This window comes from Streptomyces sp. NPDC099050 (assembly GCF_044759865.1).
Taxonomy (GTDB): Bacteria; Actinomycetota; Actinomycetes; order Streptomycetales; family Streptomycetaceae; genus Streptomyces.
In genome coordinates, this window is sequence record NZ_JBIWAE010000025.1 from 112,264 (window position 1) to 128,414 (window position 16,151).

Genomic DNA, 16,151 nt, shown 5'->3' on the forward strand with positions numbered 1-16,151 from the left:
CGATCTCTCACGCCCGGATCCGGGCAACAAAAAAGGCCCGGGTCGCGCACGCGGCGCCACCCAGGCCTTGCCTCCCCTCAAGCGGTGCGCCGCCTTGGCGTCGCGTGGCGACGAAGGTGACGTCCTCGGGGAGTAACAATCCTGTGATCGAGATCGATCAGACAAAACATTAACACCGGGAAGCGGCCGCGGAGGACGGCGCGGGGCATGACGTGCGTTACTTCGTCTCCGGGCGGCGGGCGAGCACGTGGGCGTCGAGGAATCCCCGCTCGGAGGCCGGGTCGTGGACCAGCCGGGCGAACGGAACGAGGCCCGCCGCTGCCAGCGATTCGGCGAAGCGGTCCACCGGCCAGCTGTAGGCGGGCGTCACCTTGTGGTCGAAGCGGACCGGCTCCGGTCCGTCGGTCCCGAAGAACGAGACGAGGAGCAGGCCCCCGGGCACCAGGACACGCGCCTGCTCGGCGAGCAGCGCGGGCAGTTCCCCGGGCGGGGTGTGGATCATCGAGTAGTGGGCCAGGACGCCGCCGAGCGCGGCGTCCTCGACGGGCAGGGCCTCCATGCGCGCCTCGTCGAACCGCAGCGTCGGGTGGGCCCGCCGGGCGTGGTCGACCATGGCCGCGGAGAGGTCGAGCCCGAAGGCGTCCAGCCCCAGGTCGTGCAGCATGGCCGTCAGGTGCCCGGGGCCGCACCCGACGTCCGCCGCTCGCGGGTTCCCCGTCCCGCGCACCAGCTCGGCGAAGGTGTTGATCATGGCTCGCGAGAAGGGCTGCGTCTCCAGCCGGTCGGCGAACAGCGACGCGTACAGCTCGACGACCCCGTCGTAGGCCGCCCCGGTCTCGGCTTGGTGATCCATCATGGGCAGGAAGCTAACATCCGGATCCGCGTGGCTGATCGGCGCTCCTACACCGGGGAATCCGCGGGCTCGCACGAGCCCGGGAGTTCGCGACCCGGGGTGGCGGCCGGGGAGGCCGGGGAGGCCGCGCGGTGTTCGGTGGGGGTGATTCCGTAGGCTTCGCGAAAGGCCCGGCTGAACGCGGTGGCGCTGGAGAATCCCCAGCGAGCCGCGATCGCCTGTACGGGCCGACCTCGCGTCCCCCCTCGGGTGAGGTCGGCGTGGGCGCGTTCCAGCCGGCTTTCGCGGATCCGTGCCGCGACGCTCCGCGGCTGGTCGGCGAAGAGGGCGTAGAGGCCTCGCAGGGACATGCTGTGCCGGTCGGCGATCATCTGAGGGGTCAGGCGCGGGTCGCCGAGGTTGTTGTCGATGAAGCGGTGGATCCGCTGCAGGGTTTCCTGTGCGCGCGCCTCGGCGGGCGCCTCGCCGAGGTCGCCGAGCTGGCGCGCGAGGCAGGCGGTGGCCAGGTCGAGGGCGATGGCCCCCATCCCGCGCAGTTCCTCCGGGCGGCAGCGCGGGCCGTGCGTGAGCAGCGTCCTCAGGAAGTCCGCGAGGATCGCCCCCGACCCTCTGTCCGCGGCCAGGCTCCGCGCGAGGAGGCGGTCCACCCGGTCCGCGCGCAGCGCTACGGCGGGGCGGGGCATCTGGAGCACGATCGCCTCTCCCTGCCCGCCCGCGCTGACCCCTTCGCTCGGCCGCGAGGTGTCCGTGAGCACGAGTCCGCCGGCGACCACCGACTCACTGCCCCGCTGGGAGATCCTGAACGCGCCTTGACTGATCAGGGCCAGCTGCAGGTGCTCGGGATCGCCCCGCCGGACGTGGGCCGGGGTGCGGCGCGAGAGGACGGGTGAGCACGCGACCGAGGACAACCGCACCACGCCGAGATCCAGGTCCGTGATCTTGGCGCGGAAGTCGGCCGTGTGCCGGGTACTGAGCGTGACGGGCATCACATCGCTGGACACCGTCTCGCAGAACCAGTCGAACCTGTCCTCGCGCGCCACGTCGACTCCCGGCGTAACCGACGAGCCCATGCGATCACCCACACCCTTTGACCTGGCCGTGAACCGGTTCCTCACCGGTTGACCCACAGCCGTGCTTCCCCCCGTCACGCGATCAAGTATCAGCCCACCGGGCTCCGGCGAGGACACCTGTCCACCCGAGCACCCCCGTCCTCGCAGCCCCGCCCTCGCACCCCCGTCCTCGCCCCCCTTCCGCCTAGTTGCCTCGCCAGGTATCTTGCATCGCATGGAACCAGGTGATTCGACCAAGCAGGCCCGGGCCGCCGCCCAGCTGCGCAAGGGCGTCCTGGAGTACTGCGTGCTCGCACTGATGCGGGACCGCCCCCGGTACGGCGTGGAGCTCCTTCACGCCCTGGAGGACTCCGGCACCCTGGCCACCAGCCAGGGCACGGTCTACCCGCTGCTCTCCCGGCTGCGCCGCGACGACCTGGTCACCACGACCTGGCAGGAGTCCGCCTCCGGACCGCCCCGCCGCTACTACGCGCTCACTGACAGCGGCCGGGCCGCGCTCGACGAGTTCGCCCGGGTCTGGCCCGGCTTCCGCAACGCCGTCGACGGCTTCCTCGCCACCCCGCACCACTCCACCGGAGACCCCGCATGAAGACCTCGGCCGACCCCGTACGCGACTACCTCTCCGCCGTCGAACGCGAGGGCTCCGCACTGCCCGCCGACCGTCGCCGGGAACTCCTCGCCGACCTTGCCGAACACATCGAGGTGACGCGCGCCGAGCGTCCCGGCGTCACGGTCGGCGAGGTCCTGGCGGAGCTGGGGGACCCCCGTACGATCGCCGCGACGGCACTGGCCGAGGCGGGGAGCGGGGGCGTCGGTGCCCCGGCACCCGACGGTGCCGGCGCGGCCGTCCGCCGCGGGAAGGTCCACCCCATGGTCCCGCTCCTGATGCTCACCCTCCCCTTCCTGTTCGCCTCGGCCTTCCCCTCCGTGCCCGGCTCGGGTTTCTGCAGCACCTTGTTCCGTGTCATCGGCGCGGTGCTGCTCTGCACCTCGGTGCACTGGACCCCGGCCCGGAAGGCGACCGGTGTCCTGCTCACCGCCGTCCTGCCGACCCTCGCCATCGCCGTCTGGAAGTGGGCCGTCGCCGTCCCGGTGGGCGATGCCCCGGCCCACCTGGCCAACGCGGCGACGCTCGTCCTGCTGGCCGGCACGACGGCATGGCTCTGGCGGGTCCGCCGCGCCTGAAGCGCAAGGGCGTTCAGTCGCGCTGGACGTGCACGCTGGTCGACTTCACCCGGGCGGTCACCGTCACGCCCGGTTGCAGGCCGAGTTCCTCCACGGCCTCCCGGGTCAGCAGCGACACCACGCGGTGCGGGCCCGCCTGGACCTCCACCTGCGCCGACACCTCGCCCAGCTTGATCGCGGTGACGATCCCCGGGAAGGCGTTGCGCGCCGAGGTGTACGGGGTGTCCTCGGCTTCGGCGCCCTCGTGGGCGACCTCCACGCAGAACGCGGCGAGGGCGGGCCCCTCCACGATGCGCCGGGTTCCCTGCCGGTGGGTCGGGAAGCGGCCCGCGTCCGCCCACCGCCGCACCGTGTCGACGCTCACGCCCAGCAGCTCGGCGGCCTGTCCCATCGTGTACGACTCCATGAGCACCACCCTAGGGGCAGGAGCTCACAGGCCTGTTGATCATCCTCGGTCCCGGGCTCCGGCGGGCCCGATCGACCGGGGTCGGTGTGCCCGATCCGGGGCAAACCGATCATCGGTTTGCCCTCCTCGTGCAAGTGGGTAGATCATGCCTCGTGATCGGCAGTCGTGTGTCCGAAGTACCGCTTCACCAAGCGTCGGAGGACCAGGGCAGGCAACCCACAACCAAGGGTCCTCAGAAGCGAGGACCCTCGTCCCCGACAGGGAGCAAAAAGATGGCTACCGGAACTGTGAAGTGGTTCAACTCGGAAAAGGGCTTCGGCTTCATCGAGCAGGACGGCGGCGGCCCCGACGTCTTCGCCCACTACTCCAACATCAACGCCCAGGGCTTCCGTGAGCTCCAGGAGGGCCAGAAGGTCGAGTTCCAGGTCACCCAGGGCCAGAAGGGCCCGCAGGCCGAGGACATCCGTCCCCTCTGATCCGAGCCGCAGCAGCCTGAGGTCTGGGCCGCAGCAGCCCGACGCCCCGCACCGTCTCGGTGCGGGGCGTCACCGCGTCCGGCGCCGCCCCCGCGGCCCTGCCCGGCCTCGCCGTCGAACCGGGCCGGGGCCCGCCGTACTCTGTGCGGGTGATCCTGCGCAGCCTGCACGACCGATCGGACCTGGCCGCCCGCTTCGATCGGGACCCGGCCATGAACCTGATGGAACTCGGCGACCTCGACGACCTGCCGTGGCCCCACACCAGCTGGTACACCGTGTCCGAGGACGGACCGGTGGCGCTGCTCTACACCGTCGGCGACGTACCGACGCTGCTGGGCTTCACCCGCCCCGGTCAAGCGGCCGCCCTCGAGGAGCTGGCCGAGGCGCTGCTGCCCGTACTCCCCCGGCGTTTCCTCGGGCATCTGACCGGAACCGCCGCGAAGGTACTGGAATCCGGCTACACCGCGCAGTCACACACCACTTTGCTGCGCATGGCGCTGACCGAGCCCGGCCTGGCCGACCGGTATCCCGCCGGACCGTGGCGGCCCGCCCCGCTGAGCCGCGCCGACCTCCCGGAGCTTCTCGAACTGTTCGAGCAGGCGTATCCGGGCAACTGGTTCGACGACCGCATGCTCGACACCGGCCAGTACGTCGGTGCCCGGCAGGCCGGACAACTGGTCGCCGTGGCCGGCGTACACGTGCACTCGGCGGCCTACCGCGTCGCCGCGATCGGGAACGTCACCACGCATCCGCGGGTCCGCGGGCAGGGAGCCGGTGGCGCCTGCGTCGCCGAGCTGTGCCGACGGCTGGGAGAGACCGTGGACCACATCGGACTGAACGTCCGTGCGGACAACGCCACCGCCGTCCGTCTCTACCGCCGGCTCGGCTTCGGCGATGTCACGGAGTTCACGGAGGCGCTCTTCACAGCGCGCCCGTAGGGAACCGGCCTGCGGGGCCGTTGGCAGACGGGGAGCCGGTCCGGCGACGCCCGGCCGGGCCGTCACGGCGCCGACCTCCGCCGTCGCGAGGCCCACGGCCAGCGGATTGCGTACCGCCGGGCGGAACCTCGGGTGGGGGGCGCGGGCGGCGCCTCCGGCAGACGTGCGATGAGCGCCGCCTTGAGGCGCTCCTCGAAGCCACTGGGCCTCTCGTGCATCGGGGTACCTCCAACTGGGCTTCGGTCTCGTGGGCTGAGCACCCGGTTCCTCCCTTGCGCGGGAACCCGGACGGCTCCCTCGTCCAGTACTTGGGCGAAGGGCCCCCAAGCGTTTCATCGGGAGACGACCAGCCTGTCGGCCGACAGACGGACGCTGCCGCCCCGACGCGTGTCGGGGCGGCAGCGTCCGTCTCCTGCCCGTCGCTCAGGAGGCGGGCGTGAACTTCGTCGCGGCGGGTGCGGCGGTGGCTTCCTTGACCACCTTCATGCCGCCGGGGACCGTCGCGTCGGGCTTCAGGATCACGCTCTGCCGGGTGGAGGGGGCCTTCGGGTCCGAGAAGTCGTGCGTGATGCCGAAACCGTTCTCGTAGGACTTCAGGCTCAGCAGGGCCGCCCGGATCCCCTCGCGGGTCAGGTCCTTGTCGGCGCAGGCCTTCTTCAGCACCTCCCCGAACAGGGCTCCGGCGCTGTAACCGGCCACCACTCCGTTGTCCAGGCCCGCGTCCGGGTACTCGGCCTTGTACGCGGCGGCCAGGGCGGCCGGTCCCGCCTCGGTCGAGCCGATCGGCAGGGCCGAGGAGGCGACGTAGTAGTCCTTCTGCAGGGCCGCGCCCGCCGGGGTGGCCAGGAGCTGCGGCGCGAAGGCCGAGTTGTTGCCGACGATCGGGATGCCCCAGCCGCCCGCCGCTGCGACTCCGACCAGCGAGGCGGCCTGGCGCGGGCCGGCGCTGATGACCACGGCCTTGACCCCGGCCTGCTTGAGCGCGGCCACCTGGGCGGTCATGTCGTTGTCGGTCGGCTTGATCTTCTGCTCGACGATGGTCAGCCCGGCCTCCGCGGCGATGGCCTTGGAACCGGTCAGGGCGTTCTCGCCGTAGTCGCCCTCGAAGTAGACGTGCCCGATCTTGTCTCCCGAGGCGATCCGCTTCTGGTCGAGGAGGTAGCCGACCGCGTTGATGGTCTCGATGTCGTACGTCGCACCCACCGTGCGGATGTACGGGCTGCCCAGCAGCGAGGCGGACCAGGCCTGCGGGATGACCAGCCCCTTGTCCTTGCCGTCGATCCGCGTCTTGACGGCGGAGACGAACGGGGAGCCGATGAACTGGGCGAAGCCCAGCACCGAGGGCTCCAGCTCGGTGTAGGCGGCGAGGGCCTTCTGCGGGTCGTAGCCGTGGTCGCGGACCGTCAGCTCGATGGTGCGGCCGCAGATGCCGCCCGCCGCGTTGGTCTGCTTGACCCACAGCTGCTGGGCCTGGGTGACGCTCTTGCCGAGAGAGGCGTAGACACCGGTCATGTCGGTGAGCGCGCCGAGCTTGATGCTCTTGTCGCTCACCCCGGGTCCGGCCTTGACCCCGCCCGCGGCGGGCTTGTCCCCGTCCGCGCCCTTGGCGGGTTGTGCCTTACCACTGCACCCGGCGGCGCCGGTCAGGACGAGTACGGCCGCCAGGACCGTGGCGGCGTGCCTTCTGCTGTTCACGTTCGCTCCTTCGGGGGTGTGGTGCGGGTTCGGGTCCGGAAGGTCCGGGTGATGCCGGTCAGACCGCCCGGCAGGAACAGGACGGCCACGACGACGGCCGCGCCGTACAGGTAGCGGGAGGCCTCGCCCGGCGAGACCCCGCCGGTTCCGGGGGCGGACACCAGCGGGAGGGCTTCGCTGTAGCGGGTGAGGAGTTGGGGCAGCAGGGAGACGAAGACCGCGCCCACGACGGCGCCAGCGACGGTGCCCAGGCCACCGATCACGATCATGGCCAGGTACTCCAGGGACAGCACCATGCCGAAGTAATCGGGCACCGTGCGCTGGAAGACGAGGGCGAGCAGGACCCCGGCGAGCCCCGCGTACATGGACGACAGGACGAAGACGGCGGCCCGGTACCGGGCGACCGGCACGCCCATCACCCCGGCGGCGATGCTGTGGTCGCGCAGGGCGTTCATGGCCCGGCCGGGCCGGCCCCGCAGGACGCCGCGCGCGAACAGGGCGCCGCCCAGGAGGACGGCGAGGGCGACGTACCAGAGCTTCTCGGCGGACTGGAAGGGGACTGCGGCGATGACGGTCTCGGTGTCGTCGAAGGTGAAGCCGAAGAGGGACAGCGGCTCCACCTCCCGGCCGTTGAACCCGCCGGTGACGCTGGTGGCGTTGAACAGCACGTGCTGGCCGATGAAGATCAGCGCGAGTGTGGCGATGCCCAGGTACGCGCCGCGCAGGCGGCCGGCGATGGGGCTGAAGAGGCCGCCCGCCGCCCCGGCGAGGGCGACGGCGAGGATCGCGGCGAGCCAGCTGGGCAGGCCGAGTCCGACCAGCGTGTGACCGCCCGCCGTACTGCCGTCCCCGGCGAGCGCGCAGTACCCGTAGGCACCCACCGCGAGGAAGAAGGCGTGGCCCATCGACAGCTGGCCGGTGGCTCCGGTGAGCAGGTTGAGCCCGATGGCCCCGATGGCGGCGGCGATGGCGAACAGTCCGGCCTGCAGCCAGAACCGGTCGAGGTAGAACGGCAGCGCGAGGAGCACCAGGCCGGCGGCTGCCGCCGCCAGGTTCCGGGCACCGAGCAGCCGTGGCCGGGTGACCGCCGCCGGGGCGACGGCCTCGGGGTGCAGCACGGGGCTGCGGGTCTCAGACACGGGCGAGCTCCTTCGTGCCGAGGAGTCCGGCGGGACGGATCAGCAGGACCGCGACCATCACCAGGTACGGAGCCAGGTCGCCGATGCCCCGGCCGAGGAAGGCCAACTGGCCCTGGTAGCCGGTGGCCAGGGCCTCGGTGACGCCCACGATCAGCCCGCCGGCCAGTGCCCCGGAGGTGGAGTCGAGACCGCCGAGGATCGCGGCCGGGAAGGCCTTCAGGGCGGCGAGGGACGTGGCCCGCTCCAGGCCGGGCGTGGGGAAGACGGTCAGGAAGAGCGCGGCGACGGCGGCCAGCGCCCCGGCCACCGCCCACGCCGCGAGCGAGACCCGGCCCAGCCGTACGCCCATCAGCGCGGCCGTCTCGGGCTGTTCGGCGGCGGCGCGCATGGCCACACCCCAGGAGGTGTGCCGGAACACGAGCAGGAACACGGTGATCAGCAGCCCGGCGGCGAGGATGGCGGCGATCCGGGTCTGGGGCACCGTGACCGCGCCGAGGTGGACCACGCGGTCGCCCCACGGGTCGCCGAGCGAGAGCACGTCGGTGCCGAGGCGCCGGGTGAGATCGGTGATGAGGAGGATGTCGACGCCGATGGTGACGATGGCCAGCACGCTCTGGTCCTGGCCCCGGTAGCGGCGCATCACCAGGAACTCGATCGCCGCTCCCACGGCGGCCGCCGAGAGGGCGCCGGCCAGGAGCGCGCCCCAGAAGCCGAGTTCCTCGTGCAGGGTCGCGGTGACGTACCCGCCGGCCAGCAGCAGGGAGGCGTGGGCGAAGTTGACCACTTCGGTGGCCTTGAAGATGACCACGAAGCCGAGGGCGATCAGCGCGTAGACGGAGCCCATCGAGAGCCCGCCTAGGAGCAGTTCGAGGAAGGTCGTCATGCGGCCGGTTCCTCCTCTCCGAGGTACGCGCGGACCACCGCGGGGTCGTTCTGCACCTGCGCGGGAGTCCCGCCGCCGATGCGCCTGCCGAAGTCGAGTACGGTCACCGCGTCAGCGAGCCGCATCACCACCCCCATGTCGTGTTCGACCAGCACGATCGAGATGCCGAGGCCGTCCCGCACGCCCGCGATGACGGCGGCCGTGCGCTGCCTCTCGTCGGCCGTCATGCCGGCGACGGGTTCGTCGAGGAGCAGCAGCCGGGGTTCCATGCACAGGGCCCGGGCCAGTTCGACGAGTTTCTGCTTTCCGTACGGGAGGGAGCCGGCGGGCGCCGCGAGGTCGCCCTCCAGACCGACGAACTCCGCGATCTCCCGGACCCGTTCGCGGTGTCGGCGGTCCTCGCGCGCGGCGGCGGGCAGCCGTAGTCCGGCGGCCAGGAAGCCGGTCCGCATCAGCCGGTGCCGCCCCAGCAGGAGGCTGTCGGCGACGGTGGTGTGCGGGGGCAGTGCCAGGTTCTGGAAGGTGCGGGCGACACCGAGGGCCGCCACGGCGTGCGGGGCGAGGCCGGTGAGCTCGGCGGCGCCGAAGCGTACCGATCCGCCGGTGGCCCGGTAGACCCCGGAGAGCACGTTGAAGCAAGTGGACTTGCCCGCTCCGTTGGGTCCGATGACGGCGTGCACGCTGCCGGGCTCCACCGTGAAGGAGACCGAGTCGAGCGCGGTCAGTCCGGCGAAGCGGACGGTCACGTCGGTGACGGTGAGCGGCGGTGGGGAGGCGTTCGCGTTCATGCCGTCCACCTGCGCAGTTCCCGCCGGGTCCCGGAACCGGCCGGGTCGGGCGCGGCCTCGTCGGTGATGCCGAGGTAGCGGCGCCGTACCTCGTCGGAGGCGGCCAGCTCGGCGGCCGGGCCGTCGAGGGTGACCTCGCCGACCTCCAGGACGTAGGCGTGGGAGGAGAGCCGCAGCGCCAGGGCGGCGTTCTGCTCGACGAGCAGGACCGAGGCGCCCGAGGCGTTGATCTCGGTGATCGTCTCGGCGATGGTGGCGGCCATTTTGGGAGCGAGCCCGAGGGTGGGCTCGTCGAGCAGCAGCAGGCGCGGGCGGGCCATGAGGGCCCGGCCCAGGGCCAGCATCTGCTGTTCGCCGCCGGACAGCAGTCCGGCGCGCTGCCGCGCCCGCTGGGCCAGTACGGGGAACAGCTCGTGCACCCGGGCCAGGGAGCGGGCCGTGTCGGCGCGGGATCCCGCCCGACCGCCCAGGGCCCCGGCGCGCAGGTTGTCCGCGACGGTCATCCGGGTGAAGACCTTCCGTCCCTCGGGTACTTGCACCACTCCGGCGGCGACGACCCGGTCGGGGGTGAGCCCGTCCAGTGGCCTCCCGTCGAAGGCGATGCTCCCGCCCGTGACGGCTCCCCGGTGGAACCCGAGCGTCCGGGACACCGCGCGCAGCAGTGTCGACTTTCCGGCACCGTTCCCTCCGAGTACGACGACCACCGCGCCGGCGGGCACGTCGAGCGATACGGAGCGCAGTGCCCGGACCGGACCGTAGCCGATGGACAGCTCACGCACTTGTAGCGAACCCACGTCCTCTCCTTCCTCTGGGCGGCCTTGTGCTGGCGCACACATCAGCACCGGGCCGGGGCGGGCGTCCACGGGCGGAAGCGGAATCGCTGCCGATGACCAGCCCGGACAGGAGCCTGTTGTGCACGCGCACAGACCTGTCGCGCGCGCCCCTTACGGTGGCGGAGGCGGGGTGACATCCTCAGCGGCCATGGGTGGACGCAGATCACGCACGGAACAGGAGTGGTCGGTCCTGGTGTCGGCGGCGGACGTACTGATCGCCGACATTCCGGGACTCACCGACCAGCTCATCAGGGACCTGGCGAAGCACTCGCCGCTGTTCGACCTGGCCGTGCCGCGGGACGAGCACTGGCAACAGGTCAGCGAGGCCATGCACTACGGGATCGAGGCCTTCGCCGCGCCCCGGTCCGGCCCGCGCAAGGACCTCGCGTACGCGGAGGAACTGGGCCGGCGCCGGGCCGAACAGGGTTTGCCGCTGGACCTGTTGCTCTACGCGTACCGCAGGGCGGGCCGGCTCACCTGGGACGCGCTGCTGGACATCGTCACCGAGAAGGATCCGGAGGCGCTGCCCGTCCTGGCCCGCGCGGCCGGAGCCATGTGGGCGGGGATCGAGCAGCAGGCGGCGGCGACCGCGGAGGCGTACCGCACGGCGGAGGTGGAGATGCGCCGGCGCAGCGACGAGCGGGCCCAGGCCCTGCTGGACGCCCTGCTGGAGGGGGACACCGCGCCGGCGCTGGCGGCCCAGGTGGCGCTGGCCCTGGACCTTCCGGAGCAGGGGCGGTACGCGGTGGTGGTGCTCCCGGCCGACCGGGCCGACGCGGTGCACCGGGTGGTGGCGGCGGGCGGGATGCGGCTGTTCTGGCGGATGCGCACGGAGCGGGAGCTGGCCGTGGTGGCGCTGGGCGACTCCTCGCCGGCCGATCTGGCGGCGGAGCTCGCGGACCGCTGCCCGGGGCCCGGTGGCATCAGCCCGGTGGTGGACGGACTGGCCGAACTGGGCCGGGCCCGGCGGCTGGCGGAGACGGCGCTGCGGACCTGCGGTCCGGACGAACGGGTGCTGGTGCGGCTGGCCGACCGGCTGCCCACGGCCCTGGTGGTGCGCCAGCCCGAGCTGTCGGCCGAGCTGGTCCAGGCGGTGCTGGGGCCCCTGCTCGACCTGGACCCGGCGGACCGGGCGATGCTCCTGGAGACCCTCGACGCCTGGCTGTCCGCGGAGGGGTCGGCGGGGCGCGCGGCGAGCCGGCTGTACTGCCACCGCAACACGGTCTTCAACCGGCTGCGCCGGCTGGAGTCCCTGACGTCGAAGTCCCTGTCCCGGCCCCGGGACCTGATCGCGCTGACCCTGGCGCGGGACGCGTACCGGCTGTCGGGCGGCTGACCGGATCGGTCGGGCGGCTGACCGGATCGGTCGGGCGGCTGACCGGATCGGTCGGGCGGCTGACCGGGTCGGTCGGGCGGCTGACCGGGTCGGTCGGGCGGCTGACCGGGTCGGTCGGGCGCCCGACCGGCCTCGCCGGCGGCCGGCCGGCCCCGGCCGCGGGTCGCCGGCCCCGGCCGCGGATGGCCGCCCTCGACCCCGGATGGCCGGCCCCGACCGCGGGTAGCCGGCCTCGTCCGTCGGCGAGACCGGTGGTTCCGCCGATGTGGGCCCCCGGGATGCGCCCTGACAGTGGTCCGGCCAGCTCAAACGGCGGGACCGACTCATCGGCAGGCGGCACGGACCTCGGCACGGAAGCGGGGTGCCGGCCCTCACCGGGCCGGCTCCGCCACGACCGAGAGGACGACTCCGTCGTGCAGCAGCAACCCTTCGCGAACTCCCACCAGGCCCACTCCGACCACGGCCCCGCCGGTACGAGGGGGCGGTCCACCGGCCCCGCCGGCGGCGGGAGGCGGCTCCGCTCGCTCGTGTCCGCACTGGCGGCGCTCGTGACGCTCGGCGCGATCGCCACCTTCACGGCGTCCGGGGCACAGGCCTCGGCGGCCAACCCGTACGAGCGGGGCCCCGCGCCGACCAACGCGAGCATCGAGGCCCTGCGCGGCTCCTACGCGGTGTCTCAGACCAACGTCTCCTCCCTGGGCGTCACCGGCTTCGGCGGCGGCACCATCTACTACCCCACGTCCACCGCGGACGGAACCTTCGGCGCCGTGGTGATCTCCCCCGGCTTCACCGCCTACCAGTCGTCGATCGCCTGGCTCGGCCCGCGACTGGCTTCCCAGGGCTTCATCGTCCTGACCATCGACACGCTCACCACCCTCGACCAGCCCGACAGCAGGGGACGCCAGCTGCTGTCCGCCCTGGACTACCTCACCGAGCGCAGCACCGTCCGCACCCGGATCGACAGCGGCAGGCTCGGCGTGATGGGCCACTCCATGGGCGGCGGCGGCACGCTGGAGGCCGCCAAGAGCCGGCCTTCCCTGCAGGCGGCGATCGCGCTCACCGGCTGGAACACCGACAAGTCCTGGCCCGAGATCAAGACCCCGACCCTGATCGTGGGGGCCGACGGCGACACGGTCGCGCCCGTCGCCTCACACTCCGAGCCCTTCTACACGAGCCTGCCCGGTTCGCTCGACAAGGCGTACCTGGAACTCAACAACGCCACGCACTTCACCCCGAACAGCTCGGACACCACCATCGCGAAGTACAGCATCTCGTGGCTGAAGCGCTTCATCGACAACGACAGCCGCTACGAGCAGTTCCTGTGCCCGCTGCCGCGCCCGAGCCTGGCCATCGAGGAGTACCGGGGCAACTGCCCGCACACTTCCTGAACCGCCCCGGCGGGTGGGGTGGCCGTTCCACTTCGGCCCCCCACCTGCCGCGTCCGGTCTTCCGCCAGGGTTTACACGGCAGTAACCTCACCGGCGTGACCGGACACCCGACTGTGGCGACTGTGGCAAGTCCTTGCCGGATCTACGGCCGGACGGCCGAACTGGCCGCTGTGGCCGCCCTGTCGGATCGGCTCCGGCCCCGGCAGGGAGGCGCACTGCTGCTGGTGGCGGAACCGGGACTGGGCCGGAGCGCCCTTCTCGCCTGGGCCGGCGACGAGTTCAGGCTCGGGCCCGTCCTGCGCCCCCGGCCCCTGACCGGCGAGCCCCGCCCCTACGACGGCATGCGCGCCCTGCTGTGCGCGGCGGCCGAGAGGAGGGGCTCGGCGCCACCGCCGGCCGCGTTCGGGGCGGTCCGGCCGGCCGGACCACCCGAACTGCACAGACTGACCGGACTGCCCGAACTGCCCGAACTGCCCGAACTGCTGCGGCAGTACGTCCCCGAGGAGGAGCCCCTGCTCGTCTGCGTGGACGACGTACACCTGTGGGACGCGCCCTCGCGGGCCCTCCTCGGTTCGGCCGCACGACGGCCCGATCCCGCGCGCCCGATCGGGATCCTGCTCTCGGTCGCGGAGCACCGGTCGGACGATCCGGACATCGCGGGACTGCCCGTGGTCCGCTTCGGCCCGCTCGACGACTGCGCGGCGACCGCCCTGCTCCGCGACCTCACCGGTGGGGTCCTGGACCCCTCCGTACGCTCGGAGTTGCTGTCCGAGGCAGAGGGCAACCCCGCCGTCCTGACGGCCCTCGCCCAGCGCCTGACGCCGGATCAGCTCGGTGGCCACCGGCCGCTGCCCCGCCCGCTCGTGGACGGCGGCTCCCTATGGGCCACCTTCGGCGGCCGCCTCGCCCCGCTGCCGTCCGCCACCCGGCAGTTCCTGCTGCTGGCAGCGGCCGCGCACGAGCCCGACCCCGACGCGGCGGGCGCAGACGCCGCCCTGGTCCTGCGCGCCGCCCGCGCGGCCGGACTGGGCCCGGCCGCGCCGGACCCCGCCGAGGCCGCCAGGCTGGTGCACCACGACGGGGACCGCATCACCTTTACGGGGTCCCTGCTCCGGCGGACCGTATACACGGCCGCCCCTTCCTCGCAGCGCCGGGCGGCCCACGCGCTGCTCGCCTCGGCCATCGACGCCGACCGCCACCGGCTGCGCCACCTGCTCCACCTCGCCCTCGCCGCGCAAGGACCCGACGCCGCCCTCGCGGCCGGTCTCGTCGCGGCCTCCGCTCCGGGCACGCCGACGTCGGGCATGGAACGCTCGGCGGCCCTGTCCCGGGCCGCGGAACTCACCAACCAGGAGGATGTCCGTACCGCACGCCTCACCGCGGCCGCGGACTACGCCCGGCTGGCGGGACACACCCGCAGGGCGCGCCGGCTGCTGGCCGCCACCCGGGAGGGCGCGTCCCCCGACACGGTGCACGGGCGCACGGAACTCGTCCGGGGCAGCATGGCCCTGCGGGACGGACCGGTCGGCGACGCCTATCAGGCGCTCCTCATGGCCGCGGAGCGCCTCGACCCGTCCGACGCGGAGGCGGCCCTCGAGGCCAGGATGGAGGCGATGGACGCGGCGTGGGCCGCGGGCGACCCCGTAGCCTGCCTCGCCGCTCTCGCCGAGCCTCCGGCCCTCACCGGGGCCCCGCGCCCTTCTCCCCCGCAGGATCCGAGGCGCGACTACAGCGACTACCGGGCGGGACTGCGTACGGCGCTCGACGGGCACCCGGCCGAGGCCGCGCCACCCCTGCGCCGGGTCCTGGACCGCGCCCGGGACGACGACGACCCCGTGCGGCTGATGCGGGCCGGGGTGGCCGCTCTGGTGCTCGGCGACATCCCGGCGGCGTGCCGGGCCAACGCGCGGGCCCTTGCCGTGTCCCGGTCGCGCGGACTGGCCTCCCTCACTCCCCGGATCCTCGAACACCTCGCGTACGCCGAACTGCGGGCCGGCCAGCACGCTCGGGCCGGGAGCCACGCGCAGGAGGGCCTGCGCGCCGCCCACCGGGCCGGGCAGCGCAACATCGCCGCCGGCCAGCACGCGATCCTGGCCCTGGTCGCCTCGGTCGAGGACGACGCGGCGGCGGTCGCCGCGCATGCGGGCGCTGCCGTGGAGATCGCCCGCCCGCACGGACTGCTCCAGGCGGTCACTCTGGCCGAATGGGCTTCGGCGCGCGCCGACCTGTGCCGCGGGCGGCCCTTCGAGGCCGCCGCCCGGCTGGGCCCGCTGACCCGGCCGGGGCCCGGGCGCGGCCACTTCGCCGTCCGCATGCTCGCCCTGCCCTGCTTCGTCGAAGCGGCCGTACGGTCCGGAGCCTCGGCGGAGGCGAGGGTGGCCGTCGAGGAGTTCGCCCGGTGGACCGCCCAGGGCGTCGACCCGCAGGCGCCGGCGCAGTTGGCCCGGTGCCGCGCACTGGTCGCCCCGCCGGACGACACCGCCGACGCGCTCTTCGCCCTGGCGCTGACCCGGCACCAGGCGGTGCACGGCGACTTCGAGCGGGCCCGTACCCAATTGCTGTACGGGAAGTGGCTGCGGCGCCGGCGCCGTCCGGCCGAGGCGAAGAACCGGCTGCGCGACGCACTGGTCGCCTTCGAGCACTGCGGGGCACCCGCGTGGGCCGAGCAGACCCGTGGCGAACTACGGGCGACCGGTGACACACCGGCCCCGGTGCCCGCGGGTGGGCTGGCCGTCCTGACCCCGCAGCAGCTGCGCATCGCGCGCCGCGTCGCCGAGGGCGCCACCAACCGCGAGGTGGCACTGAGCCTCTCCGTCAGCCCGCGCACCGTGGACCACCACCTGCGCAACGTCTTCGCCCTGCTCGGAGTGCGCTCCCGGACGGAGCTCTCACGTCTGGTGGACCGTGCGGAAAGGGACGGAGCACAGCCTTGAGGGCCCGCTCGGCGGCCGTGTACGCGTGCACGTGTGCATCCGTGCACGTGTGCATCCGTACACGTGTGCATCCGTACATGCGAAAACGCTCGGCCGGGGTGTCCGGCCGAGCGTTTCGTGTCCCCGCGTTCCGCTGGTGGTTTAGTACCAGTGGTGGTTCTGCCAGAAGGTCCAGGCGCCGGCGGGGCTGCCGTAGCGGGAGTTCATGTAGTCCAGGCCCCACTTGAT

15 protein-coding genes and 1 pseudogene are annotated in these 16,151 nt (G+C 73.2%); 7 read left to right on the top strand and 9 right to left on the bottom strand.

Annotated features, from left to right (window positions below; all coding sequences use genetic code 11):
* Positions 1–217: 217 nt before the first annotated feature.
* Both ACIQV3_RS32970 and ACIQV3_RS32975 read right to left on the bottom strand, forming a co-directional pair.
* Entirely contained in the window at positions 218–856 is a 639-nt protein-coding gene (locus tag ACIQV3_RS32970) for a class I SAM-dependent methyltransferase (protein ID WP_403718795.1), read from the bottom strand.
* A 44-nt stretch (positions 857–900) separates the two neighbouring features.
* The gene (locus ACIQV3_RS32975; protein WP_403718798.1) at positions 901–1,923 is read right to left on the bottom strand and encodes a helix-turn-helix domain-containing protein; all 1,023 of its coding nucleotides are present in this window, start codon (positions 1,921–1,923) and stop codon (positions 901–903) included.
* A 214-nt stretch (positions 1,924–2,137) separates the two neighbouring features.
* Here ACIQV3_RS32975 and ACIQV3_RS32980 point away from each other — a divergent pair, with 214 nt between their 5' ends.
* Together ACIQV3_RS32980 and ACIQV3_RS32985 are read left to right on the top strand one after the other, a co-directional pair.
* On the top strand, positions 2,138–2,512 hold the full coding sequence (locus tag ACIQV3_RS32980) for a PadR family transcriptional regulator (protein ID WP_403718801.1): 375 nt from the start codon (positions 2,138–2,140) through the stop codon (positions 2,510–2,512).
* Positions 2,509–3,108, top strand: a complete 600-nt coding sequence (locus ACIQV3_RS32985; protein ID WP_403718805.1) for an HAAS signaling domain-containing protein — start codon at positions 2,509–2,511, stop codon at positions 3,106–3,108. The genes ACIQV3_RS32980 and ACIQV3_RS32985 overlap by 4 nt, the downstream gene beginning before the upstream one ends.
* A gap of 13 nt (positions 3,109–3,121) precedes the next feature.
* Here the strand turns inward: ACIQV3_RS32985 and ACIQV3_RS32990 are convergent, their stop codons facing one another.
* Positions 3,122–3,514: a molybdopterin-binding protein gene (locus ACIQV3_RS32990; RefSeq protein ID WP_403718807.1), complete on the bottom strand. Its 393-nt coding sequence runs from the start codon at positions 3,512–3,514 to the stop codon at positions 3,122–3,124.
* A gap of 272 nt (positions 3,515–3,786) precedes the next feature.
* On the opposite strand from ACIQV3_RS32990, the gene ACIQV3_RS32995 reads away from it, so the two are divergent.
* Positions 3,787–3,990, top strand: a complete 204-nt coding sequence (locus tag ACIQV3_RS32995) for a cold-shock protein (protein ID WP_243336897.1) — start codon at positions 3,787–3,789, stop codon at positions 3,988–3,990.
* 149 nt (positions 3,991–4,139) lie between these two features.
* Positions 4,140–4,928: a GNAT family N-acetyltransferase gene (locus ACIQV3_RS33000; RefSeq protein ID WP_403718810.1), complete on the top strand. Its 789-nt coding sequence runs from the start codon at positions 4,140–4,142 to the stop codon at positions 4,926–4,928.
* A 423-nt stretch (positions 4,929–5,351) separates the two neighbouring features.
* Here the strand turns inward: ACIQV3_RS33000 and ACIQV3_RS33005 are convergent, their stop codons facing one another.
* Genes ACIQV3_RS33005 through ACIQV3_RS33025 form a run of 5 tightly spaced genes read right to left on the bottom strand, consistent with a single transcriptional unit; the run spans position 5,352 to position 10,269 of the window.
* Entirely contained in the window at positions 5,352–6,623 is a 1,272-nt protein-coding gene (locus ACIQV3_RS33005; RefSeq protein ID WP_403718813.1) for an ABC transporter substrate-binding protein, read from the bottom strand.
* Positions 6,620–7,762: a branched-chain amino acid ABC transporter permease gene (locus ACIQV3_RS33010; RefSeq protein WP_403718817.1), complete on the bottom strand. Its 1,143-nt coding sequence runs from the start codon at positions 7,760–7,762 to the stop codon at positions 6,620–6,622. The genes ACIQV3_RS33005 and ACIQV3_RS33010 overlap by 4 nt, the downstream gene beginning before the upstream one ends.
* Complete coding sequence (locus ACIQV3_RS33015) at positions 7,755–8,645, bottom strand: branched-chain amino acid ABC transporter permease (RefSeq protein ID WP_382744443.1); 891 nt, start codon at positions 8,643–8,645, stop codon at positions 7,755–7,757. The genes ACIQV3_RS33010 and ACIQV3_RS33015 overlap by 8 nt, the downstream gene beginning before the upstream one ends.
* Entirely contained in the window at positions 8,642–9,433 is a 792-nt protein-coding gene (locus tag ACIQV3_RS33020) for an ABC transporter ATP-binding protein (protein ID WP_403718821.1), read from the bottom strand. The genes ACIQV3_RS33015 and ACIQV3_RS33020 overlap by 4 nt, the downstream gene beginning before the upstream one ends.
* Positions 9,430–10,269, bottom strand: coding sequence for an ABC transporter ATP-binding protein (locus ACIQV3_RS33025; RefSeq protein ID WP_403718841.1), 840 nt, complete (start codon positions 10,267–10,269; stop codon positions 9,430–9,432). The genes ACIQV3_RS33020 and ACIQV3_RS33025 overlap by 4 nt, the downstream gene beginning before the upstream one ends.
* A 145-nt stretch (positions 10,270–10,414) precedes the next feature.
* Here ACIQV3_RS33025 and ACIQV3_RS33030 point away from each other — a divergent pair, with 145 nt between their 5' ends.
* The 3 genes from ACIQV3_RS33030 (at position 10,415) to ACIQV3_RS33040 (ending at position 15,923) form a co-directional block, all read left to right on the top strand.
* On the top strand, positions 10,415–11,602 hold the full coding sequence (locus ACIQV3_RS33030; protein WP_403718824.1) for a PucR family transcriptional regulator: 1,188 nt from the start codon (positions 10,415–10,417) through the stop codon (positions 11,600–11,602).
* Between the two features lie 527 nt (positions 11,603–12,129).
* Positions 12,130–12,990 carry an alpha/beta hydrolase family protein gene (locus ACIQV3_RS33035; RefSeq protein ID WP_403718844.1) on the top strand — a complete coding sequence of 287 codons (861 nt, stop codon included), beginning with the start codon at positions 12,130–12,132 and terminating at the stop codon, positions 12,988–12,990.
* A 122-nt stretch (positions 12,991–13,112) separates the two neighbouring features.
* Positions 13,113–15,923 (top strand): LuxR C-terminal-related transcriptional regulator, encoded by a 2,811-nt coding sequence (locus ACIQV3_RS33040; protein WP_403718827.1) that lies wholly within the window; start codon positions 13,113–13,115, stop codon positions 15,921–15,923.
* Positions 15,924–16,064: 141 nt separating this feature from the next.
* On the opposite strand, the pseudogene ACIQV3_RS33045 reads toward ACIQV3_RS33040, so the two are convergent.
* Positions 16,065–16,151: pseudogene (locus ACIQV3_RS33045) on the bottom strand (lytic transglycosylase domain-containing protein); the annotation flags it as partial.